This is a genomic window from Nocardia sp. NPDC051750 (assembly GCF_044453135.1).
Taxonomy (GTDB): domain Bacteria; phylum Actinomycetota; class Actinomycetes; order Mycobacteriales; family Mycobacteriaceae; genus Nocardia.
The window spans coordinates 132,044-154,216 of record NZ_JBITCK010000005.1; the positions used below are offsets into that span (position 1 = coordinate 132,044).

Consider the following 22,173-nt stretch of genomic DNA (forward strand, 5'->3'; position numbering starts at 1 on the left):
ACGCTGTGGAGGAGGTGTGATGCACGATCTCGATCCGCCGTTTCGGCCGATACGCCGCGTAGACGGTTACCTGCCCCTGGAAGATTACGGACTGATCGGAGATGGCGCGACGGCTGCCCTGGTCGGTGTCGATGGATCGATTCCCTGGCTGTGCATTCCACGGTTCGACGCCGAACCGCTGTTCTGCGGACTGCTCGACCATGCGCGGGGCGGGTCGTTCACCCTCGCGCCGGCGGAACTACGTGAGGGTCGTCAACGCTATCTACCGGACACCGGGGTGCTGGAAACCGAGCTGCGCTGCGCCGGCGGCGTCGTCCGGTTGACCGATGCGATGGTCCTGCGTTCAGGTGCCGACCTCGGCGAGGACGCCGCCGCCGGCAGAGCGGAACTCGTTCGCAGCGCCCTGGTCATCGAAGGCCGGGTACGTTTGGCCGTCGAAGTGCTGCCCAGGGGCGGTGCCGAGGCACGGCCGGTGTTGAGCGGCCTGGAGATCCGCCCGAGTACCCAGCCGCGTCTCCGGTTGCATCTGCGGAGCAACCGGCCGATTTCCGGGCTGCACACCACGTTCGACCTGGCCCAGGGTGAGCAGTTGGACCTGGGATTGTCCTGGGGACGGTTTCACCGGCATCATCGATTCGATTCCGGCTCGATGCTCCGCGACACCGCGAATGCCTGGCGGTCGTGGCTGGAGGGCTGCAGTTACGCGGGCCCGCAGCAGCAACTCGTCCGGCGCGCCGCGATCTCGCTCAAGATGTGCGATCACTGGGCCGGCGGGGCGGTGATTGCCGCACCGACGTCGTCGATCCCGGCGCCGATCGGCGGGGTCCGCAACTGGGACTATCGGTATGTCTGGATCCGGGACGCCGCCTTTTCCGTCTTCGCCTTCCGCCGCCTCGGCTTTCACGACGAGGCGGACGCGTTCCTCGGCTGGGTCCTCGACGCCGTCGAACGCGGAGACCGGCCGCGCATCATGTACGACCTCGACGGCGAGCCGGTACCGGACGAGGTATCGGATGCCGGTCTCGAAGGCTACCGCCGTTCGGCACCGGTCCGGTGGGGCAACGGCGCCGCCGACCAACGCCAGCACGACCTCTACGGCGAAATCCTCGACTGTGCCGACCAATGGCTGCGGGCAGGTGGCGAGCTGCAGCCTGTTCTCTGGGCCGGACTGGCCGGTTTGGCGGATATGGCCGGCCGCGCGTGGGAGCAGCCCGATCAAGGGATCTGGGAGGTCCGCAGCGAGGGGCGCGCGTTCACCTACAGTGCGGCGCTGTGCCAGGTCGCGCTGGACCGGGCCGCGTCGATCGGCGAGCGCTTCCGGCTACCCGGGCCTATCGGCACGTGGCGCGCCACCGCCGCGCACATCCGCGAGTCCATCCTGGAACGAGCGTGGAACGAGCGAACCCGGACGTTGAGTGCTCATCTCGACGGAGGTTCCGCGCTGGATGCCAGCCTGCTCGCACTGCCGCTGCGCCATGTCGTCCCCGCCGGCCATCCGCGCATGGTGGCGACGACGGCGGCGATCGCCGAGCGCCTGGACGCCGGCGGGGGACTGCTCTACCGGTACCTGCACGACGAATCACCCGACGGCCTGTCCGGCGATGAGGGCGCCTTCGTCCTGTGCAGTTTCTGGCTGATCGATAATCTGACCCTGCAGGGCCGTATCGAGGAGGCCGAGCAGCTCTACGACTCCCTGTGCGCCCGCGCCAGCCCCCTGGGTCTGTTCTCCGAACAGATCGACCCTTCCACCGGCGCGTTCATAGGCAACTTCCCGCAGGCGTTCAGCCATATCGGCGTCATCGCCAGTGGCGTGAACCTCGCACGTGCAAAGGCGGCCACACGATGATCCGACGACTTGTCATCTTCGGCGGCACAGGTGACCTAGCCGGACGTTATCTTCTGCCGGGGCTGGCCGCTCTCCACGAAACCGGCCGTCTGACCCCGGATTTCGAGGTCGTCTGCGCCGACCGGAAGGGCCGGGACAACGAACAGTTCCGCGCATGGGCCGCGACCCAGCTGGACCAGCACGCCCCGGACATCTCGGGAGACACCCGGCAGGCGATACTCACGGCTGCGCGATACCGGCAGGCCGATATACAGGACCCGGGGCAGGTAGCGGAGACGATCGCCGGTGCGGGACCGGTGGCCGTCTACCTGGCACTGCCGCCGGCGTTGTTCCCCACTGCGATCCGGACACTGCACGCCGCCCAGCTCCCGGCCGGCAGTCGGCTGGTGCTCGAGAAACCGTTCGGGGAGGATCTCGCCAGCGCGGAAACCCTCAACCGGCTGCTGGCGGATCTCGTTCCCGAACAGGCCGTTTTCCGGGTGGACCATTTCCTGGCCATGACGACTGTGCAGAACCTGCTCGGGAGCCGGTTGGCCAACCGGGTACTCGAATCGCTCTGGAACAGCGCGCATATCGCCGAAGTCGAGATCATCTGGGACGAGACCCTCACCCTCGAGGACCGCGCTGGGTATTACGACGGTGTCGGCGCGCTCGAGGACATGGTGCAGAACCATCTTCTGCAACTGCTCTGCCTGGTGGCCATGGAACCACCGATCACTCTGTCCGAACGCGATCTGCGCGATCGTAAGGTCGATGTACTGAGGTCGATCCGTACCCTGACCGACGACGACATACCGCACCGCACCCGCCGAGCCCGATACAGCGCCGGCGTGATCGGTGACCGCCACGTCCCCTCCTATATCGAGGAGCCCGGGGTGGATCCGCAACGGCGCACCGAAACCTTCACCGAGGTCCACTTGCGGATCGACAACTGGCGCTGGGCCGGTACGAACTTCGTGCTACGCACCGGCAAAGCCCTCGCCGCCGACCGCAAAGAAGTCGCCATCCACTTCCGTCCGGTCCCCCATATGCCCTTCGGCCACCACGGTACGACAGCACCGAATGTCCTACGGTTCGGACTCGACCCCGAAAACCTCACCCTCGCCCTCACGACCATCGGCGCTGCCGTCGATACGCTGGTCCCGGTCACCATGACCGCACCGATCCAACCGCCCGACCTGCCCGCCTATGGACGACTCCTGCTCGACGTCCTGCTCGGAAATCCGGCCCTGTCCATCCGCGGGGACGAGGCGGAAGAGGCATGGCGAGTGGTCACCCCGATCATTTCGGCCTGGTCACAAGACCTGATACCGCTCGACGACTACCCCGCCGGCTCACTGGGCCCCGCGGACGGCGACCGCGGCTGATGGACAGCTCCGGAGCCGCGAATGCGTGAGATGCCAGTAATGACCGCTGCGCTCGTCGTGCTGCTGGTGTGGGTCCGGATTGTCACACCGCTGCTCAGGCTGCGCCGCCCTTGGCGTGTCGATCGCATCACCCCCGAACTCGGCGACGCGCACACCGTGAGCTTGGCCCCGGAAGGGCACCCCGGCTTCGTTTTCCAGCCGCCGTGCACGACGCCCTCACCGCGGTCGGTGTCCCCGCCGAATATATCCACACCGAACGCCTCCACTTCGGGTGAAGGGAGCCCTGATGCGACATATCTACACCACCCGCGCCGTCATCGCGATCACCCTCATCTCGTTGGCTGCGTCAGCATGGTTCGCTGTTGCCACCGGCTGACAATCGATGACCGGGTTATCAGCACAGCATCGTGGTTGCTTTCCGCGGCTTCTCTCCGACTCGCCGATGCTCTGACCTGCTACAAGAAGCGCCCCGCGTAAGACATCCTCTTACATTATGTCGCCGACGAAGCACTCTGCGGGGGAGCTACGCAGTCAGGCATGGTGGGACAACGCGGGAAACCGGGAGATGACGGCTCTGTATCTCGAGCGGTTCCTGAACTACGGCCTCACGCGGACCGAACTCCAGTCGGGCCGGCCGATCATCGGAATCGCGCAGACAGGTAACGATCTGGTTCCCTGTAATCGGCACCATCTCGCGCTCGCCGACCGGATCAAGGACGGGGTCCGCGATGGTGGCGGCATTCCGTTCGAATTCCCCGTCCATCCGTTGCAGGAGACCGGAAAGCGCCCCACTGCGGCGCTGGACCGCAATCTCGCCTATCTCGGACTGGTCGAGGTGCTCTACGGATATCCACTCGACGGAGTGGTCTTGACGACGGGCTGCGACAAGACCACGCCTGCCTGCCTGACCGCGGCGGCGACGGTGAATATCCCGGCGATCGTCCTGTCCGGTGGACCTATGCTCAACGGCTATCATAAGGGCATGCGGACCGGGTCGGGTCTGGTGATCTGGCAGTCGAAGCGGCTGCTGGCGGCCGGGGAGATCGACTACGAGGAGTACATGGCGCGGGTGAGCGCCTCCGCGCCCAGCATCGGGCATTGCAACACCATGGGTACCGCGCTGTCGATGAACAGCCTGGCCGAGGCCCTGGGGATGTCCTTGCCCGGTTGCGCGGCGATACCGGCCCCTTACAACGAGCGGGGGCAGATGGCCTACGCCACCGGCTTGCGGGCGGTGGCCATGGTCCGCGAGGACCTGACTCCCCGCAAGATCATGACCCCGCAGGCCTTCGAGAACTCGATCGTTGTCGCCTCGGCGATCGCGGCGTCGACCAACGCGCCGATCCATATCAATGCCATCGCACGTCATGTCGGGGTGGACCTGACCAATCAGGACTGGCAGCGCGTCGGACGCGATATTCCGGTGCTGGTGAACCTCGCTCCCGCCGGCGAATTCCTCGGTGAGGATTTCTACCGCGCCGGCGGTGTCCCCGCGGTCATGCGATCGCTGCTGGAAGCGGGACACCTGCACGGTGACGCCGCCACCGTCTCGGGACGAACCGTGGCCGAGAACCTCGAGGATGCGCCGCCCGCCGACCCGGTGGTCGTTCGCCCCGTGCACGACCCGGTCACCGCCCACGGCGGGCTACTCGTCATGTCCGGGAACCTGTTCGATTCCGCGATCATGAAAACCTCGGTGATCACCGATGACTTCCGGGCCCGTGGCCTGCCGCGCCCCGACGGTTCGTCGGCGTTCGACTTGCGCGCCGTCGTCTTCGAGGGGCCCGAGGACTACCACGCGCGCATCGGAGATCCCGAGCTGGGCGTCGACCAGGACTGCCTCCTCGTCATCCGCTACACCGGGCCCGTCGGGTATCCGGGCTCCGCCGAGGTCGTGAACATGGAGCTGCCCGCCACCCTGGTCCAACAGGGCATCGCCGCGCTGCCCACACTCGGCGACGGCAGGCAGAGCGGAACCTCGGACGCACCGTCCATCCTCAATGCCAGCCCCGAGGCCGCGGCAGGTGGGAATCTGGCCATCCTGCGCACCGGTGATCTGATCCGTATCGACCTGGACAACGCGCATGTGGATGTCCTCCTGACAGAGGAGGAGATCGCTGCCCGGTGGGCCGACTACACACCACCGGCACTGGAGCACCAGACGCCGTGGCAGGAGATCTACCGTTCCACGGTCGGCCAGCTGGACAGCGGCGGCTGCCTGGAACTCGCCGTGTCGTACCAGGACATCGTCCATACCAAGGGGATTCCCCGTGACTCACACTGACTCCCGCGAAACGATCCTGATCGCCGACTACGACTTCGGCGATGTGGACATCGAACGCGCAATCGTCGAAGGCGCCGGACTGCGGCTGCTCGCCGCCCAGTGCAAGAGCGAGGACGAGGTGATCGAGGCGGGACGAGAGGCCGACGGCATCCTCACCCAGTACGCACAGGTCGGATCGCGCGCCATCGCGGCGTTGCCCCGCTGCCGGGTGATCGCCCGCTACGGCACCGGCGTGGACATCGTCGATGTCGACGCCGCGACCCGGCACGGCGTCCAGGTCACGAACGCACCGAACGACTGGTGCGCCGAAGAGGTCGCCGATCATGCCATCGCGCTCTGGCTCGCGGCCGCCCGCAAGATCTGCCGCTACGATCGGGCGACACGGCAGGGCGAATGGCACTGGCAGACCGGGAAGCCCATCCACCGATTGCGGGGCCAGGTGCTGGGTCTGCTGTCGTTCGGCGCGATCGCACGGCTCATCGCCGAACGCGCGCAAGCGTTCGGTGTCGAGGTCTGGGCATTCGACCCGTTCCTCGACCAGTCCGAGATCCGGGAATCCGGGGTCCGGCCGGTGTCTTTCGACGATCTGGTGGAAGGTGCCGACTATGTAGTGATCCAAACGCCGCTCACCCCGCAGACACACCACACCTTCGACCGTGCGACGCTGCGCCGGATGAAGCCGAACGCCATCTTGATCAACACCGCGCGCGGACCCATCGTGGAGGACGCCGCGCTTGCACAGGCACTCACCGAAGGCTGGATCGCCGGCGCGGCATTGGACGACCTCGAGGAGGAGCCGGCGAAACAGCGGGGGTGGCGCCCGGTCAATCCGCTCTTCGAACTGCCCGACGTCATCGTCACACCGCATGCCGCCTACTACTCCGTGGAATCCGTCCGAACGGTACGGACCATCGCCGCCGAAGAGGCCGTGCGGGTGCTGACCGGGCAGCCGCCCCGGTTCCCGGTCAACCAGCTCCCGCCGAACGCCGGTGCCGGCCGGCGATGACTACCGAAATCGGTTCCGTGCTGCGGGGTTCCCGGATCCTGCCGGTGCTGACCGTGCCCGACCCGGACACGACCCACCGCCTGACCGAGGCACTCGCGGCGGGCGGCGCCCGGTGCGCCGAAGTCACCTTCCGCACCCCGGGCGCGGAACGGGTACTCGCGACGATGGTGGCGCACGGCGGTCTCACAGTCGGCGCGGGCACGGTACTCACCCGGGATCAGGCGGAACGGGCTGTGGCCACCGGAGCCCGGTTCGTCGTCTCGCCCGGCTACGACGAGGACGTCGTGGCACGGTGCCGGGAGCTGGGTGTGCCCGTGGTGCCGGGCATAGCCACCGCCACCGAGTTGATGCGCGCCCTGCGGGCCGGTTGCCACACCGTCAAGCTCTTTCCCGCCGAACCACTCGGCGGATTGCGAATGCTGCGGGCACTCGCGGCGCCCTTCCCGCAGGCCCGTTTCATTCCGACCGGCGGGATCGAGAACTCCCACCTGGATTCCTACCTCGCCGACCCCGCGGTCCTTGCTGTCGGCGGCAGCTGGATGGCGACCGCAACGCATCTGGAGCGCGGCGACTACGCCGAAATCCGCCGGTTGACAGCAGAGTCCCTCGATCGGAGCACACCGTGACCGATGTCGTGGCCCTGGGCGAAGTGATGTTGCGCTTCGACCCGGGCGAGGGCCGCATCCACACCGCCCGCACCTTCCAGGTCTGGGAGGGCGGCGGTGAGTACAACGTCGTACGAGGCCTGCGCCGCTGCTTCGGACTGCGAACCGCCATCGTCACCGCCCTCGCCGACAACGCCGTCGGCCGGCTGGTCGAAGACCTGATGCTCCAGGGAGGAGTCGACACCTCGCTGATCCGCTGGGTGCCGGACGACGGCATCGGCCGCACCGCCCGCAACGGCCTGAACTTCGTCGAACGCGGCTACGGCCCCCGCGGCGCGCTCGGCGTCAGCGACCGCGCGCACACAGCTGTCGGTCAGCTGCGCCCGGGCGATGTCGACTGGGACGCCGTCTTCGCCGCGGGCCGGCGCTGGTTCCACACCGGGGGCATCTTCGCAGGCCTGTCCGAAACCACCCTCGATGTCGCCGAGGAGGCCATGGCCGCCGCCCGCCGCCACGGCCTCACCGTCTCCTACGACCCCAACTACCGGCCCAGCATCTGGGCGGACAGGGGCGGCCCGGACCGGGCCCGCGAGGTCGACCTGCGACTGGCCCGTCACGCCGACGTCGTCGTGGGTGCCCTGGGGCTGGCCGGCCCACGCCCAGGTGGCCCGCGTCGCGGCGCCGACGAGATACCGGACGCGCTGCTGGAGGCCGCGGACCGCGTCCCCAACGTGTCGATCGTCGCGACGACGCTGCGCGAGGTCTCCGCGGCCGATGTCAACGACTGGTCCTCGGCCGCCTGGTCCGCCGAGACCGGATTCGTCACCGGCCCCCGGATGCGCGGCCTGCATGTCCTGGACCGCGTCGGCTCCGGCGACGGCTTCGCCGCCGGACTGATCCACGGGCTGCTCACCGGCACCTCCCTCGAACGCGCCCTCGCCTACGGCACAGCCCACGGAGCGCTTGTCATGACAACACCAGGAGATGCGTCCATGGCCTCCCTCGCCGAGGTCGAAGCACTCATCGCGAACGGATCAGTACACGTCACACGCTGACCGCGATACGATCACCGCTTCCCAGAACTCGTGGCAGAACCTCGGACCGTTCGTCGTCGGCTTGCCTTCCGCGGCTCTGCGCGTTACTGCCCGGCTGCCCGATGAGCGGATGTCAGCCGGCGAATTTTGCGACCGCCTGCGCGGTGACCGGGGTGAAGAGGTTGATCAGGTTGCCGTCGGGATCGCGGAACAGCAAGGACCGGTTTCCCCACGGCATCGTGGTGGGCTCGTTGACGAAATCCTCGACCGTGTCGCGCAACCGCTGGTAGTCGGCGTCGACGTCGGAGACGAGGAATTCGATGATCGCGGTGTGGTTGTCGGCCGGGCGCGCGCTGCCTGCCGCGAACAGCGCTACGGTGCGGGTGCTGCCGATGGCGAGCGTGCCGGCCGGTGTCACAATTTCGGCGAAATCCGGTGTAGCCCAGGCGGCGTCGACACCGGTGACGTGCTGATAGAAGTCGGCCATCCGCTGAACGTCATCGGTGATCAGACGGGTCGAGACGAGTTTCATGGTGTGTGCTCCTGCTCCTGTCGATGCGGCGGTGGTTACGCCGGCACCCGCGACCCTAGAGTCGATACCGGACAGTTTCCGCCCGGTATAATTGGGAGAATTTCGGCCATGACGCGCCCCACCGCCCGAGTGCTGGCCCTGCTGGAGCTGTTGCAGACCGGCGGCACCCGTACTGTCGGCGAACTCGCCGGACGGCTCGGCGTCGATGAACGCACTGTCAGGCGCTACGTCGCCCATCTCACCGACCTGGACGTCCCGGTCCGGTCGGTGCGGGGCCGCTACGGCGGGTACCGGCTCGCCCCCGGGTACCGGATGCCGCCGCTGATGCTGACCGACGACGAGGCGGTGGCCGTGGCATTCGGGCTTCTCACCAGCCGCGGCGCCGGCTGGTCGTCGACGGCTGTGCACGCCGCCGATACCGCGGCAGCCAAACTCCGCCGCGTCCTGCCCGCGCGCCTGGCGGCCCGGCTCGACGCACTGATCGGCACCGCCGAATTCACCGCCGACGCGCGCCCCGGTACCCCCGTCGACACCGCCGTCCTCCTCCGGATCGCCGACGCCACCCGCGAGCACCGACCGGTCGCGATCGCCTACACCGACCGCGACGGGCGTCCCAGCGAACGGACTGTGCACCCGTACGGACTCGTCGCCCACTCCGGCCGGTGGTACCTGACGGGGCTGGACAGCCGCAGTGACGAGATACGCCGGTTCCGGCTGGACCGCATCACCGCGGTGACCACACAGCCCGGAACCTTCACTCCGCCTGCCGGATTCGAGCCGGCCGCCGACCTGCTGTCCGCACTTGCCACCGCGTCCTACCGGCACGACGTGTCGGTCCGAGTTCAGGGCACGCCCGCCCAGGTCCGTTCCCTGCTCCCCGCGACGATCGCGACGGTGCACGAGATCGACTCACCGCCCGACTCCGGTTCCTGGGTCCGAGTCCGCATCCAGGCCGAAGAACTCGACTGGATCCCTCCGGTGCTCGCCGGCCTGGATCGCCCGTTCGTCATCGAGCACCCCGACGCCCTCAACGACGCTGTGCGCGCCCTGGCCCACCGGCTCACCGCGGCCGCGGACGGCCGGTACCGAAGCCGCGAGTAGGCCCTCTGCGAGGTAGGGCAGATAGTGCCGATCCGACGAGTGAAGACAGTGCGATGGCATCCGTGACAGGGTCCAGTTATGTTCCGGTGGCCCTGTACCGAAGGTCCACTCCCCGGCATGCTCATCCCATGACCAGACGTCTCATCGCACTGTTCACGGGCCTCTGGCTGTACGGGTTCTCGATGGCCGTGATGATCCGCGCCGCAGTGGGTTTGGGACCGTGGAATGTTTTTCATCAGGGTGTGACGCGGATCGTGCCGATGAGCTTCGGCACGGTCACCATACTGACCGGCGCGGTCGTCATGCTGGCCTGGATTCCGCTGCGGCAACGGCCCGGTTTCGGCACCCTGAGCAATATCCTCCTTGTGGGGGTTTCGGTGGATGTGAGTTTGTGGCTGCTGCCGGAGTGGCAGTCGTTACCCGTGCGGCTCGGCGCCATGGTGCTCGCCGTGGCGCTCAACGCACTGGCCGGGGTGCTGTACATCGGCGCGGGACTCGGGCCGGGCCCACGCGACGGGTTGATGACCGGACTGGTGGAGCGCACCGGATTGTCTGTCCGCCTGATACGGACCACGATCGAGGTCGCCGTGCTGGCGACCGGCTGGCTGCTCGGTGGCAGTGTGGGTCTCGGCACGGTGGTCTACGCCGTCGCCATCGGACCACTGATGCAGCTGATGATCCCGTTCGTCTCGCAATGGCTGCCGGGGTTCGACGCCATGACGAAAAGGGTGGAGGGACCGGCCGCCGACCCACGAGCCGCTGGACCGGCCCCGGCGGACGTCGGCTGTGGCGGCGGGCCGGCCCGGCCCGGTCCCTGAGTTGCCGCGGCACCGGGCGCACCGATCAGTACTTCGGCATCGGCTGTCCGGTGCCGGTCTCGATCAGCTCCCGCAGGCTTGTCTCGATGTAGAACTTCCAGCCGAGGGAACAGGCCTCGAAGCATTCGGATGCTGCGGCGGTCAGACCCTGATGGGTGAAGTGGAGGGTTGCACCTTCCGGAGTGGCGGTGATGTCGAAGACCACCTCGGTATCGGTCCACTCGTGCTGGTCGGCGACGAAGGTGAGGTACGAATCCACGACGTGCCAGACAACCCGCTCTCCCGGCACGACCTCGGTGAGACGGAATCGGCTGAACTGGATGCCCTTCTTCTCCCGGGCCGTCTCACCCGCATATTTGATGTCGTCGGTGAAGATGAACTCGTCGTGCAACGCGGCCGTGGCGCCGATGATATTTTCGCTCCACCAACTGCGCACGTCGGTGACGGCTGCGAAGACTTCGTCGGGTGTGTGGTCGACGCTGAGGGTGGCGGTCAGCTGATCGGTGTGCGACATTTTCTTGCCTCTCTTTTCGGTGGTGTTGCCCCACCGACGAAGCAGGCTGCACGAGATCGACATCGGCCCGTTCTTTTTCTCCGCATATTTTCGACGGATAGGAACGACCGGTCAGAGGCTGCGCAGGCGACCGGTCAGGTAGCGGCGTTCGGCCTCGGTCGGCGCCAGTGTCAGTGCTTGTTCGTACGCTGCCGCGGCTTCGACCGGGCGGCCGGCCCGGCGCAGCAGGTCGGCACGGGTGGCGGGCAGCAGGTAGTACCCCGCGAGCCGGCCGGATTCGGCGAGCTCATCGACACGGGCCAGCCCGGCCGGGATACCGTCGGCCATGGCGATCGCCACCGCGTGATTGAGGTCGACCACCGGTGAGGGCGCCAACCGTGCGAGTTCCGCGTACAGGATCGCGATCTGCGGCCAGTCCGTGGCCGCCGCGTCGGGCGCGGTGGCGTGGCATGCGGCGATCGCGGCCTGCACCTGATAGGGCCCGGCGCGGTGGACGGCCAGCGCGTCGTCGAGCGTCGCCACTCCTTCGGCGATCAGCGCACTGTTCCACCGGGAGCGGTCCTGGTTCTCCAGCGTGACCAGCACGCCGCCTTCGGTCCGAGATGCCCGGCGGGCCTCCAGCAAGAGCATCAGCGCCAGGAGGCCGCGTGGTTCCGGTTCGGCCGGCATCAGTCGGACCAGGACCCGGGAGAGGCGGATTCCCTCAGCGGTCAGCGCCCGCTGACCGTCCGGCTCGTCGTAGCCCTCGTTGAAGATCAGGTAGAGCACGGCGAGCACCGCGGACAATCGTTTCGGCAGATGATCGGCCGGTGGGACCCGGTACGGGATCCCCGCCTCGATGATCTTGCGTTTGGCCCGCACCAGACGTTGCGCCATCGTGGATTCGGCCGTCAGGAACGCTTTCGCAATCTCCGCGGTGCTCAGACCCGTCAACGTACGCAGCGTGAGGGCGACCCGGGCCGGGAACGGCAGCGCGGGATGACAGCACGTGAAGATCAGCCGCAGTCTGTCGTCGGGTATTTCTTCTGCGGCAGGCTCCTCCGCCGCCCGAGCCAGGACGGCGAGTTGACGCATCTTCGCCGCTCCGGCGGTATCGCGACGCAGCCGGTCGGTGGCACGGTGACGGGCTGTCGTCGTGAGCCAGGCCCCCGGCCGGCTCGGGACACCGTCCCGCGGCCAGGTCGCCAGCGCGGCGGCGAACGACTCCTGCGCGCAGTCCTCGGCCAGGTCCCAATCCCCGGTCAGGCCGATGAGGGTGGCGACCACCTGGCCCCACTCGTCCCGGTACGCCGCCTCGACCGCGGCACGAACCGTGTCCGGCGCGGTCATTCCCACACGGGGCGGACCTCGACGCAGCCCCACCGGGCGTAGGGATGGCCCGCGGCGATCTCGATCGCTTCATCCAGATCGGCGCAGTCGATGATGTCGATACCGCCGACGAAGTCCTTGGTCTCCGCGAACGGGCCGTCGGAGACCAGCGTTTCGCCGTCACGGACGCGGACGGTTGTCGCATCCGCCACGGGGCGTAGCCGCGCCCCGCCGAGTGCGGCTCCCCGGCGTTCCACATCCGCCGTCCACGCCTGATGTGCCGGGTCTGCCGCAATTTCCTCGTTGGTCGGCGAAACTGTCTCGTCATCGCAGATCAGCAGGACATATTTCATGGGCCCAATATGCCCGACCCGCCGATACCGATCAACGACGCGCCCGGCCCACCCGGGTTACCGAAGTGCTGCGGAGGTACGCCCGGCCTCGCACCTCGCGGCATTTTCCTGGCGGATCAGCAGTAGTAAACTGACCATTCGGTGTTCGAGACCGCGCGGAGTGCGCCGACAACCGGGGGATCCAAACGACCAGGGGTTTCCCATGGACATTCGAACCGACGAGATCGCCGACGGTATCTACCGTTTCTCCACCTTCGTCCCCGATGTGGGGCCCACCGGCTTCACGTTCAATCAGTTCTTCATCGATGCCGAGGAACCCCTGCTGTTCCATACCGGGATGCGGGCCCTGTTTCCCGCGGTGTCCGCGGCGGTTGCCCGGATCAGGCCCGTCGAGCAGCTGCGGTGGATCACCTTCGGTCATGTGGAAGCCGATGAATGCGGGGCGATGAACCTGTTCCTCGGCGCCGCGCCGGACGCGCAGATCGCGCACGGCGAGATCGGCTGTCTGGTGTCGATCGACGATCTGGCCGACCGGATGCCGCGGCGGCTGGCCGACGGCGAAGTGATGGATCTGGGCAACCGCCGCGTCCAGCATTTCGATACACCGCACGCACCGCACAACTGGGAAGCGCGGGTCCTGTACGAACAGAGCACCGGGGTGCTGTTCTGCGGCGATTTGATGACCCAGCTCGGCGACGGTCCGGCGCTGACCGATACCGATCTCGTCGAGCCCGCGGCCGTCGCCGAGGAGGTGTTCCACGCGACCTCGCTCGGCCCGGCGGTCCCTGCGACGCTGCGGCGGCTGGCGGAACTCGAGCCGGCGACGCTGGCCGTGATGCACGGGTCCGGTTACACCGGCGACTGCGCGCAGGCGCTGCACGATCTCGCGACCGTCTACGACAACCTGCTACCGCAGTGACCCCTTGTTGACGGGGAATAGTTTTGTTGCAAAACTAACCCGCCATGGGAATTGTGATCGTCGGTGCGGGGGTCGGGGGGCTCACCGCGGCGTTGAGTCTGCACGCGGCCGGGTTCCGGGATATCACGGTGTACGAGCGGGTCGGCACGCTGCGGCCGCTGGGCGTCGGCATCAATCTGCTCCCCCACGCCGTCCGTGAGCTGACCGAACTGGGCCTCGGCGAGCGGATGGCCGCCCTGGGGGTGGCGCCGGGCACCCTCGCCTACTACAACCGGCACGGGCAGGAGATCTGGTCCGAGCCACGCGGTCTCGCGGCCGGCTACCAGTGGCCGCAGCTGTCGGTACACCGGGGCGGCCTGCAGATGGAATTGCTCGCCGCCGTCCGGGAGCGGCTCGGCGCGGACGCCGTGCGCACCGGGCACCGGCTCGTCGCCGCCGAACCGTCCGGTGTCGCCCGCTTCCAGACGGCGGCCGGCGAGGTGACGGTGCACGCGGAACTCATCGTCGGCGCCGACGGTATCCATTCGGCACTGCGCCGCCGGCACCGGCCGGACGAGGGCGCGCCCGTGTGGAACGGTTTGACGCTGTGGCGAGGTACCTCCCGGGCGCCCGGATTCCTCGACGGCCGCACGATGATCATGGCCGGTGACGCGCAGCAGAAGTTCGTCGCCTATCCGATCGGCGACGCGATCAACTTCATCGCCGAACGCCGGACCGACGGGCCCGGAGCGGGCGATGCCGATTGGAACCGGGCGATCGACCCGGCACCGATCGTCGAACTGTTCCGGGACTGGCAGTTCCCGTGGCTCGACGTGCCCGGGCTCCTCTCCGCCGCCGACGAAATCCTCGAATACCCCATGGTGGACCGGGATCCGATCGATCAGTGGACCTACGGGCGGACCACCCTGCTCGGCGACGCCGCGCATCCGATGTACCCGAACGGCTCCAACGGCGCCTCCCAGGCCATCCTCGACGCGCGCACCCTCGCCTACCATCTGGCCACCGCGCGCTCCACCGACGAGGCGCTCGCGGCCTACGAGAACGACCGCCGGCCGGCCACCACCGCGCTGGTGCTCAGCAACCGGCGCCAAGGCCCCGAACAGGTCATGGTCCTCGCCCACGAACGGGCGCCGGAGGGGTTCGCGCATATCCACGACGTCGTCTCGCCGACGGAACTCACCGAGATCGCCACGGGGTACAAGAAAGCCGCCGGGTTCCACCCCGATGCGCTGAATACGCGGCCCTCGCTGTCGCCACCGGCCGCCACCCGCTCCTTGGACCCGCTGGAAGCCGCTTCGTGACGGACCTGGACGCGGCGCGGCTGGCCTCGGTGATCTCCCCGTTGCGCCGGACCCTGCTCGCCGCCGCCCGGGCCGCCGAACACCTGCCGGAGATCCCGGACGCGCAGATCGAGATCATCCGGGCACTGCCGGCGGGCACCGTCGCCGGATCCGGCGAACTGGCCCGGCAACTCGGCCTGAGCCGCTCCACCGTCAGCAATCTGCTCACCACCATGGAAGCGGGCGGGCTGATCGAACGCAGCACCCGGTCCGGCGACCGCCGCCGGATCGAAATCCGAACCACCGCGCGGGCCCACGACCTCTTCGACCGTTTCGACCTGGCCAGCAGCGCCCTCGTCACCGACGCCGCCGCCACACTCAGCAGCACGGACCGCGCCGCGCTGGCTGCCGCTCTTCCCGCACTCGAACGCCTGCGGGAGGCCCTCCAGCGACTTCGCACCACCGAGGAAATCGTATGAACATGCTCCGTCAGCGCCTCTCCCGATGGATACAGGCGCGGGTCCTCCAGGGAGTCGTTCCCGGCCCGCACGATATCGCGATCCGCAAGAATCTGCGGGTCTCGATGGACGACGGGATCGAGCTCCTCGCCGACCTGATCACACCGCTCGGCGAGACCGATCCGCGGCTGCCGGCCATCGTCATCCGCGGCCCGTACGGCAGAAGCGGCCCGGTGGCCAATCAGGCGCGCGCGCTGGCCCGGGAAGGGTTCCCGGTGCTGTTCCAGAGCTGTCGCGGAACCTGGGGGTCCGGCGGTGTGTTCACCCCGCAGATCGATGAGCAACGCGACGGGATCGCCACCCACCGCTGGGTCCGGAAACAGCCGTGGTGCACCGGCTCGGTGGTCACCTACGGGCCCAGCTATATGGGTTTCACCCAGTGGGCGGTGGCCGGGAAACTGCAGAAAGAGGATCCGGCGATCGCGCCCGACGCCCTCTGCCTGCTCGTCACCATGCCCGACTTCGGCGCCATCACCTGGGACAATGCCGCATTCTCGCTGCGTAACGCGCTCGGCTGGACCCAAATGATGGACCGGATGATCCACCGGGAGATGCTCGCGCTGGTCCTGGGGCAACTGCGGCCCGACAGCAAGCTGCGGAAGGCCTTCGACGCACTGCCGCTGGCCGACGGTGATCGCACCGCGAACGGCCGCCGGGTGCACTGGTACCAGGATTGGGTCGCGCACGAACAGCTCACCGACGAGTACTGGACCCAGCAGTCACATACCGCGTCCGTCCCCGAGGTCACCGCACCGGTTTTCATGATCACCGGCTGGTACGACATCTTCCTGCCGTGGCAGCTGCGCAACTACGCGCAACTGGTCGAGGCCGGGCGGACCCCGCGGCTCACCCTCGGCCCCTGGGGGCACATTTCCCGGGGTATGGGCGCACCGACGATCAACGAGTCGGTCGAATTCCTGCGGGAGCACTTCACCGGCGCGCCGAGTACGCGAGCGGCCCCGGTCCGCGCGTATCTCACCGGCGCCGAACACTGGCACGACCTGCAATCGTGGCCGCCGCCCGGCACGGTGACCGACGTCCGGTATCTGCAGTCCGCGGGCGGGTTGGCCACCGAACGTCCGGAAGGTGGAACCACGAGCTATGTCTACGACCCCGCCGATCCCACCCCGGCCCTCGGCGGGCCGAGTCTCCAGCCGAATTCGGGTCCGGTCGACAACACCGCACACGAGCGTCGCGGCGATGTCACGGTTTTCCGGGGCGAACCGCTCGGCGCACCGGTGACGGTCGCCGGAGAACCGGTGGCCCGCATCCGATTCCGGTCGTCACAACCCAGCGCGGACCTTTTCGTCCGGATCTGTGATGTGCACCCGGACGGCCGGTCGATGACCGTCTGCGACGGGATCCGCCGCATCGGCAGTATCGGCTCCGCCGCCACCGACCCGGAGCCGGACGCCGACGGCTTCCGGGAGGTCGAGGTGCCGCTGTGGCCCACCTTCCACCGGTTCGGTTCCGGCCACCGGATCAGCGTGCAGATCAGCTCGGGTGCCCACCCCCGGTACGCCCGTAATCCGGGGTCCGGGGAACCGGCCGTCACGGCCGCGACCCTGCACCGCGCCACCCAGGAGATCTCCCACGACTCCGCGGCACCCTCGCGGATCGACCTCCCGGTGTGGTCGTCATGAGCGCCCCGGCCGTACCCGGCTTGGAACCGGCGTTCGACGTGGAGGCCTTGCTCGGGCCGCTGGAAGATCACGGCGTGACCCGCGCCGGGCACCGCCGGGTCGTCCCGATCATCGGCGGCCGGGTGACCGGGCTGTTCGACGCGCACGTGCTGCCCGGCGGCGCCGACTGGCAGGTCGTGCGCCCCGACGGCGCCATCGAGATCGATACCCGCTATTCGGCACGCACCGACGACGGCGCCTATATCTACCTCCGCACGTTCGGCGTCCGCAGTGGCAGCCCCGAGGTCCTGGCCGCACTGTTACGCGGCGATCCGGTCGACCCGTCCGAGTACTATTTCCGTCTCGGCGTACAGCTGGAAACCTCGGACCCCCGGCTCGCCGGCCTGGAACACTCCATCTACGTGGCCTCCGCGATCCGCGACGCCGACCGAGTCCGCTACACCGCCTACCGGGTCACCTGACGAGCTCGGATTCCGCGGGCCCTACCTCCGATGGACCCAGGGCAGGCAGCGCTTGCCGGTCGGCACTCTCCGGTCGACCGGCGCGCCGCGTCCGGCGGTCAGTGCGACGCCGACCGGACCTCTTCGGCCAATTCGTCGTCGATGCCGACCCGGACCAGCGCGGCCGCGAATTCGGCGGCGTGCTCGCCGGGTGCCAGGCGGCCCAGTTTTGCGGGGTCGGCGGGCAGTTCGACGCGTTCGGCACCGCGTACCGCGCGGTCGTCGAAATGCGGGCGCACCCAGGTCCACACATCCTGGACCTCGCGCAGGAAGATATCGCCACCGGTCGGCCCGATACCTTTGAACTCCTGGATGAGCTCGGCGGCGCGGCCGGGGTCGTGATCGGATTCCTCGGCCAGTTTCCGCAGGTCGCCGTCATATTTCTCGAGGGCGGTGCCGGCGATCGCACCGAGTTGGGTAGCGGTGCTCTCGTCGTAGCGGCGGTAGTGCCCGCGGCCGAGTGCGTCGACCAGCTCCTGCCAGTCCGCGTCCGCCACCCGCTGCGCGGTCCGATAGCCGCTGTCCACCAGTTCCGCCGTGGCGGCGATCGCGATATCGGCCGAGATGCGGGCGCTGAGCAGTTCGGTCAGCATCAGTAGCTGGAACAGTGGCGCCGGTTTGTCGTCGAGCCGGATACCCGCTTCGGCGGCGTAGGTGGTGCCCGCCCGGTCGAGCAGTGCGTGGACAGTATCTCGCTGGGTCATAGCGCGCCTCCTTTCCTGTCGGCGCGCATACCCGATGGCCGCGGTTCCACACCCGTGCCGCCGGCGGCGAGACCGGGCACACCGGCGGTCAGATCCCGGCCTACCCGGCCTCTTCCGAGGGTTGTCGTCGCGGTCGGTTCAGTGCGCCGCTGCAGTGGCTTTCTCCGCTTTGGCGGCTTCGCGGGCGACCAGCCGGGCGCGCTGCTCCTCGAACCGCTGGACATCCTTGCCCAGTTTGTCCAAATACTCGGCCAGCTCCTCACGGGCACGTTCACCACGAGCCGTGAAATCGGTGCGCTCGAACACATTCCAGATCCGCAACACCGGCCACAACACCTCATCGAGATGCTGGCGCAGATCATAAATACCGTGCTTGACCATCAGCACGCCGTTACGCCGCCAATTCGGCATCCCGCGACCGGGCATCGCGAAATCCTTGATGATCTTGGTCACCGACTCCATCGCCTGATCGGGAGCCAGATCGAACGCCGCGCCGGCCAGATTGCGATAGAAGATCATGTGCAGGTTCTCGTCGGTGGCGATCCGCTTGAGCATATTGTCGGCGATGGGGTCACCGCACACCTTGCCCGTGCAGCGGTGGCTGATCCGGGTCGCCAGCTCCTGGAACGTCACATACGCGACCTGATCGAGCATCCCGTGGAAATACTCCGGCGCGTGCACGCCACGCGTCATATGCACCATGCGGTCGTTCTCCAGGGCTACCGGATCGACCCCGCGCGTCACGACCAGATAATCGCGCATCGCGATACCGTGCCGGTTCTCCTCCGCGGTCCACCGGCCCACCCAGGTCCCCCACGCACCGTCCCGGGAGAAATGCTCACTGATCGTCCGGTGATAGGACGGCAGATTGTCCTCCGTGAGCAGGTTGGTGATCATCGCGACCTTCGCGACCTCCGACAACCGCGACTGCTCGGGATCCCAATCGACCCCACCCATCGCCGCGAAGTTGCGGCCCTCCTCCCACGGCACATAGTCATGCGGATTCCAGTCCTTGGCGGTAGCCAGATGCCGGTCCAGATTCTCGGCCACCACCGGCTCCAGCTCCACCAGCAATTCGTACTGCGTGACATCGCGTCCCATGCAGATCCTCTCAGCTCGTCCTCGTGATGGTTCGAAACTGGTTGCCGCGTCGCGACCGGCACAACAACCGGATACGGCACCCTCGTGATCGTGAATCGGGGTCGAACACACACCGCACGGATGCGGCCCCCACATCCCGCGCCCGACTGCTACTACAGAGCCACTGCAGACGATACCCGCTCCCGGGCAGCCGGTTCGTCCGCCGAGTCGGACCGCACCGAACACAGAGTTCCGCGGCACGACCCGCAGGCGGAAGTATGCCGTAGTCCGACGGCAGCCACCGACCGGGTGCCGGCGGCTGCACCAGGATCCACAGCACGTCGCGGGTGGTCAGCGGGTTGCCGGTGGCGGTCAGGCGCTCGACGAGTGCAGCCCGGTCGGCGCTGATCGTGGGGAGCCGGTGTTCGAATACCGCGCGCAGCAGGTTCTCCTTGGAGCCGAAGTAGTAGCTGATCACGGAGGCGTTGTGTTGTCCTGCGGCGCTGCGTATCTCGGCAAGGGTGACGGCTTCGTACCCACGCCGGGCGAACAGGCGTTCGGCGGTTTCGATCAGGAGTACGCGGGTGCCCTCGCCGGCACTGTAGCGGCCGCGTCCGGCGGTCATGGAGGCTCACGGCGGGAGCGGGCGGAACGACAGCACCCGGTCCTGGTCCGACCCGGGAATCGTCCGCGCGCCACGGCAGGATTCCGGAACTTCTCGGGCATGCCGTATTCCGGCACGAATCAATACGGTGGGTCGTGGTGTATCGCCACCAATTCCGCCGACACCGAAAAGAGCCGGGATAACCTATCCCCGCAATAAGTTTCCGACCAGAAAGAAACCACAATGCGCGCATTTTCCGGAATTCTCGCTTCCGCCGCGATCGCCGGCACGCTGGCCCTCACCGCGGCGCCCGCCCAGGCCGCACCGACCTTGCCGAGCACCGGATCGGGAATGATCGATGCCGGAACGGATATTCTCCAAACCGGCCTCGATATGGTTACCGACCTGATGTCGAGCCTCTCCGGCAGCATGGGGTCCTGACTCCGTGAACCGGCGCCGGACCTCGTGATCCGGTGCGGTGCCGCACCGGGCCCTGCCGACCATACGGATGCGCCCCGGCAGGGCCCGGCGGCACCGATTCCGCTGGAAGCCACCGATACTGTCATCCGGAATCCCCCCGCGCGGAGATCTCCCCGCGCGATCAAATCTTTCATCGCCGTCGCGGATACTTCTCACCAGCAATACCAGACGCACACCGCGGGCGAATTTTCTGCTGTTTTCACCGCCCCGGCAGGCATAATCATTGTGCGTTGTCACTGCTGCCGGAAATTCGAGGAAGGCTCCGAAAATGTCGACATTCGGTCGTCTCGCCGCGGCGACGGTACTCGTGTGCGGAACACTGTTCGCGCTGGCACCGGCCCAGGCCCAGGAACCCACCACCGAGCCGGCCCCGACCACGGAAGCACCGGACACCTCGACGCCTCCGACCCGACCCGGTACCACGCCGTCGCAGTCCCAGGCACCGGAAGTCGTCGATTCCCCGGTCTCGGTGTTGACGCTGGCCGCCGTAGCCCGCTCCGGGAAACCCGAGTTCCGCACCACGACCCTGCTGTGCGCACCGAAGCAAGCGGGTACGCATCCAGAGCCGGCCGACGCCTGCGCCGAACTGGCGGCGGCCGGTGGCGATTTCGCCGCACTCGGCGCCGAACAGGCGGCCTGCCCGATGATCTACGAGCCGGTATCACTGGTGGCGGTCGGCCTGTGGGACAGCCGGCCCGTGACCTACCAGCACGATTTCTCCAACTGGTGCGTCCTGGCCAACGCCGCCGAACACGTCTACAAGTTCTGAGCGCCCGGACGCGGCGCCGGGCACCGGCGAAACCTCAGTCGCGACGCGGCGGTTTCCTCGGTGCCCGGCGCCGCGTTTCCGGCTGCGCCCCGGACGGCGCCAGGCCGTGCTGCATGAGCGGAAGTATCGCGGCCCGGACGAAGGCGCGCGCCGACTTCTCGTCGCCGAAATCGGCACCGGCGGTGGGTGTCAGCATCAGCGAATGCGCGAAGCGGGCCACCAGTTCGGCGACCGGCCGCGTGTCGTAGCGGGCGATCTCCCCGCGTTCCTGGGCAGCATCCAGAATGCTGACGATGAATTTGATGCCCTGGGACACCAACTCCTCGCCACGGACGGTGTAGAAACTCAGCGCCTCTTCCGGTGCGACCTCGATCAATTGGGTGACCAGTGGATGCGTCCGGGTGAGCCGCAGGATGTAGAGGACGGTCTCCTCGATCTGCGCGTCCACCCCGCGCGTGGTGGTGGCAATCGCCGTGGCCTCGACCAGGACTCGCTGGATCTCCCGGGCCAGGACGGCGTCGACCAGATTGTCCTTGCCGGCGAACCTCCGGTAGATGGTGACCCGGTTGAGCCCGGAGCGGCGCGCTATATCGTCCAGGCTGCTCCGCCGGATCCCCACCTGCAGGATCCGCTGCAGTGCCGCGTCCAGGATCGTTTCCTCGACCTCGTCGAATGCGCGCAACATGCATCAAAAGTACATACCCTGTTTCATTGCGTCAAAGACCTTTGTCCGCTTCCGTGTTGAATTAACAGCGAACCCGTTCTTGATGCATTGTTACATTCGCGCTATCGTATTGGTCGATCCGCCCGCCCACGACCGTTCGCGCCTACTTGACATCCCCCGGCGCTTCCCGGCCCGGCGCATCGAGCCGATACGGCCGGCCCCGGTTCGTTCCCACCGCGCGGAT

General features: G+C 67.8%; 23 protein-coding genes. 15 read left to right on the plus strand and 8 right to left on the minus strand.

Features of this window, described 5'->3' with window-relative positions; all coding sequences use genetic code 11:
* The first annotated feature begins 19 nt into the window (after positions 1–19).
* The 6 genes from ACIA75_RS22375 (at position 20) to ACIA75_RS22400 (ending at position 8,163) form a co-directional block, all read left to right on the plus strand.
* A complete protein-coding gene (locus tag ACIA75_RS22375) occupies positions 20–1,846 on the plus strand; it encodes a glycoside hydrolase family 15 protein (protein ID WP_397106975.1) in 1,827 nt (608 codons plus the stop codon).
* Positions 1,843–3,213, plus strand: coding sequence for a glucose-6-phosphate dehydrogenase (locus ACIA75_RS22380; protein ID WP_397106977.1), 1,371 nt, complete (start codon positions 1,843–1,845; stop codon positions 3,211–3,213). Before ACIA75_RS22375 ends, ACIA75_RS22380 begins: the two co-directional genes overlap by 4 nt.
* A 493-nt stretch (positions 3,214–3,706) precedes the next feature.
* Positions 3,707–5,497 (plus strand): IlvD/Edd family dehydratase, encoded by a 1,791-nt coding sequence (locus tag ACIA75_RS22385; protein ID WP_397106979.1) that lies wholly within the window; start codon positions 3,707–3,709, stop codon positions 5,495–5,497.
* A complete protein-coding gene (locus ACIA75_RS22390) occupies positions 5,484–6,503 on the plus strand; it encodes a C-terminal binding protein (RefSeq protein ID WP_397106982.1) in 1,020 nt (339 codons plus the stop codon). Before ACIA75_RS22385 ends, ACIA75_RS22390 begins: the two co-directional genes overlap by 14 nt.
* On the plus strand, positions 6,500–7,129 hold the full coding sequence (locus ACIA75_RS22395) for a bifunctional 4-hydroxy-2-oxoglutarate aldolase/2-dehydro-3-deoxy-phosphogluconate aldolase (protein WP_397106984.1): 630 nt from the start codon (positions 6,500–6,502) through the stop codon (positions 7,127–7,129). The genes ACIA75_RS22390 and ACIA75_RS22395 overlap by 4 nt, the downstream gene beginning before the upstream one ends.
* On the plus strand, positions 7,126–8,163 hold the full coding sequence (locus ACIA75_RS22400) for a sugar kinase (protein WP_397106986.1): 1,038 nt from the start codon (positions 7,126–7,128) through the stop codon (positions 8,161–8,163). Before ACIA75_RS22395 ends, ACIA75_RS22400 begins: the two co-directional genes overlap by 4 nt.
* Positions 8,164–8,275: 112 nt before the next feature.
* Here ACIA75_RS22400 and ACIA75_RS22405 read toward each other — a convergent pair whose 3' ends face one another.
* A complete protein-coding gene (locus tag ACIA75_RS22405) occupies positions 8,276–8,674 on the minus strand; it encodes a VOC family protein (RefSeq protein WP_397106988.1) in 399 nt (132 codons plus the stop codon).
* 108 nt (positions 8,675–8,782) lie between these two features.
* Between ACIA75_RS22405 and ACIA75_RS22410 the strand changes: the two genes are divergently transcribed.
* Together ACIA75_RS22410 and ACIA75_RS22415 are read left to right on the plus strand one after the other, a co-directional pair.
* Complete coding sequence (locus ACIA75_RS22410) at positions 8,783–9,775, plus strand: helix-turn-helix transcriptional regulator (RefSeq protein WP_397106990.1); 993 nt, start codon at positions 8,783–8,785, stop codon at positions 9,773–9,775.
* A gap of 128 nt (positions 9,776–9,903) precedes the next feature.
* Positions 9,904–10,593, plus strand: coding sequence for a YitT family protein (locus ACIA75_RS22415; protein ID WP_397106992.1), 690 nt, complete (start codon positions 9,904–9,906; stop codon positions 10,591–10,593).
* Positions 10,594–10,618: 25 nt separating this feature from the next.
* Here the strand turns inward: ACIA75_RS22415 and ACIA75_RS22420 are convergent, their stop codons facing one another.
* The 3 genes from ACIA75_RS22420 to ACIA75_RS22430 form a co-directional block, all read right to left on the minus strand.
* Positions 10,619–11,107, minus strand: coding sequence for an SRPBCC domain-containing protein (locus tag ACIA75_RS22420; RefSeq protein ID WP_397106994.1), 489 nt, complete (start codon positions 11,105–11,107; stop codon positions 10,619–10,621).
* A 111-nt stretch (positions 11,108–11,218) separates the two neighbouring features.
* Positions 11,219–12,436, minus strand: coding sequence for an RNA polymerase sigma factor (locus ACIA75_RS22425; protein WP_397106996.1), 1,218 nt, complete (start codon positions 12,434–12,436; stop codon positions 11,219–11,221).
* Entirely contained in the window at positions 12,433–12,768 is a 336-nt protein-coding gene (locus ACIA75_RS22430) for a YciI family protein (RefSeq protein ID WP_397106998.1), read from the minus strand. The genes ACIA75_RS22425 and ACIA75_RS22430 overlap by 4 nt, the downstream gene beginning before the upstream one ends.
* A gap of 202 nt (positions 12,769–12,970) precedes the next feature.
* On the opposite strand from ACIA75_RS22430, the gene ACIA75_RS22435 reads away from it, so the two are divergent.
* Genes ACIA75_RS22435 through ACIA75_RS22455 form a run of 5 tightly spaced genes read left to right on the plus strand, consistent with a single transcriptional unit; the run spans position 12,971 to position 17,589 of the window.
* Positions 12,971–13,687 carry an MBL fold metallo-hydrolase gene (locus tag ACIA75_RS22435; protein ID WP_397107000.1) on the plus strand — a complete coding sequence of 239 codons (717 nt, stop codon included), beginning with the start codon at positions 12,971–12,973 and terminating at the stop codon, positions 13,685–13,687.
* A 44-nt stretch (positions 13,688–13,731) separates the two neighbouring features.
* Entirely contained in the window at positions 13,732–14,988 is a 1,257-nt protein-coding gene (locus ACIA75_RS22440; RefSeq protein ID WP_397107002.1) for a flavin-dependent oxidoreductase, read from the plus strand.
* Positions 14,985–15,446 (plus strand): MarR family winged helix-turn-helix transcriptional regulator, encoded by a 462-nt coding sequence (locus ACIA75_RS22445; protein WP_397107004.1) that lies wholly within the window; start codon positions 14,985–14,987, stop codon positions 15,444–15,446. The genes ACIA75_RS22440 and ACIA75_RS22445 overlap by 4 nt, the downstream gene beginning before the upstream one ends.
* Positions 15,443–17,128: a CocE/NonD family hydrolase gene (locus tag ACIA75_RS22450; RefSeq protein WP_397107006.1), complete on the plus strand. Its 1,686-nt coding sequence runs from the start codon at positions 15,443–15,445 to the stop codon at positions 17,126–17,128. Before ACIA75_RS22445 ends, ACIA75_RS22450 begins: the two co-directional genes overlap by 4 nt.
* A complete protein-coding gene (locus ACIA75_RS22455) occupies positions 17,125–17,589 on the plus strand; it encodes a DUF3237 domain-containing protein (RefSeq protein WP_397107008.1) in 465 nt (154 codons plus the stop codon). Before ACIA75_RS22450 ends, ACIA75_RS22455 begins: the two co-directional genes overlap by 4 nt.
* Before the next feature lie 98 nt (positions 17,590–17,687).
* Here the strand turns inward: ACIA75_RS22455 and ACIA75_RS22460 are convergent, their stop codons facing one another.
* From ACIA75_RS22460 to ACIA75_RS22470, 3 genes are all read right to left on the minus strand, one after another.
* Positions 17,688–18,332: an endonuclease gene (locus tag ACIA75_RS22460; protein WP_397107010.1), complete on the minus strand. Its 645-nt coding sequence runs from the start codon at positions 18,330–18,332 to the stop codon at positions 17,688–17,690.
* Positions 18,333–18,470: 138 nt separating this feature from the next.
* Positions 18,471–19,433 carry an acyl-ACP desaturase gene (locus ACIA75_RS22465; protein WP_397107012.1) on the minus strand — a complete coding sequence of 321 codons (963 nt, stop codon included), beginning with the start codon at positions 19,431–19,433 and terminating at the stop codon, positions 18,471–18,473.
* A 10-nt stretch (positions 19,434–19,443) separates the two neighbouring features.
* Positions 19,444–20,037 carry a helix-turn-helix domain-containing protein gene (locus tag ACIA75_RS22470; protein ID WP_397107014.1) on the minus strand — a complete coding sequence of 198 codons (594 nt, stop codon included), beginning with the start codon at positions 20,035–20,037 and terminating at the stop codon, positions 19,444–19,446.
* A 222-nt stretch (positions 20,038–20,259) separates the two neighbouring features.
* Here ACIA75_RS22470 and ACIA75_RS22475 point away from each other — a divergent pair, with 222 nt between their 5' ends.
* Both ACIA75_RS22475 and ACIA75_RS22480 read left to right on the plus strand, forming a co-directional pair.
* Positions 20,260–20,457 (plus strand): hypothetical protein, encoded by a 198-nt coding sequence (locus ACIA75_RS22475; RefSeq protein WP_397107016.1) that lies wholly within the window; start codon positions 20,260–20,262, stop codon positions 20,455–20,457.
* Positions 20,458–20,764: 307 nt separating this feature from the next.
* The gene (locus tag ACIA75_RS22480) at positions 20,765–21,265 is read left to right on the plus strand and encodes an SSI family serine proteinase inhibitor (protein WP_397107018.1); all 501 of its coding nucleotides are present in this window, start codon (positions 20,765–20,767) and stop codon (positions 21,263–21,265) included.
* Positions 21,266–21,299: 34 nt separating this feature from the next.
* On the opposite strand, the gene ACIA75_RS22485 is transcribed toward ACIA75_RS22480, so the two are convergent.
* The gene (locus ACIA75_RS22485) at positions 21,300–21,950 is read right to left on the minus strand and encodes a TetR/AcrR family transcriptional regulator (protein WP_397107020.1); all 651 of its coding nucleotides are present in this window, start codon (positions 21,948–21,950) and stop codon (positions 21,300–21,302) included.
* Positions 21,951–22,173 lie beyond the last annotated feature (223 nt).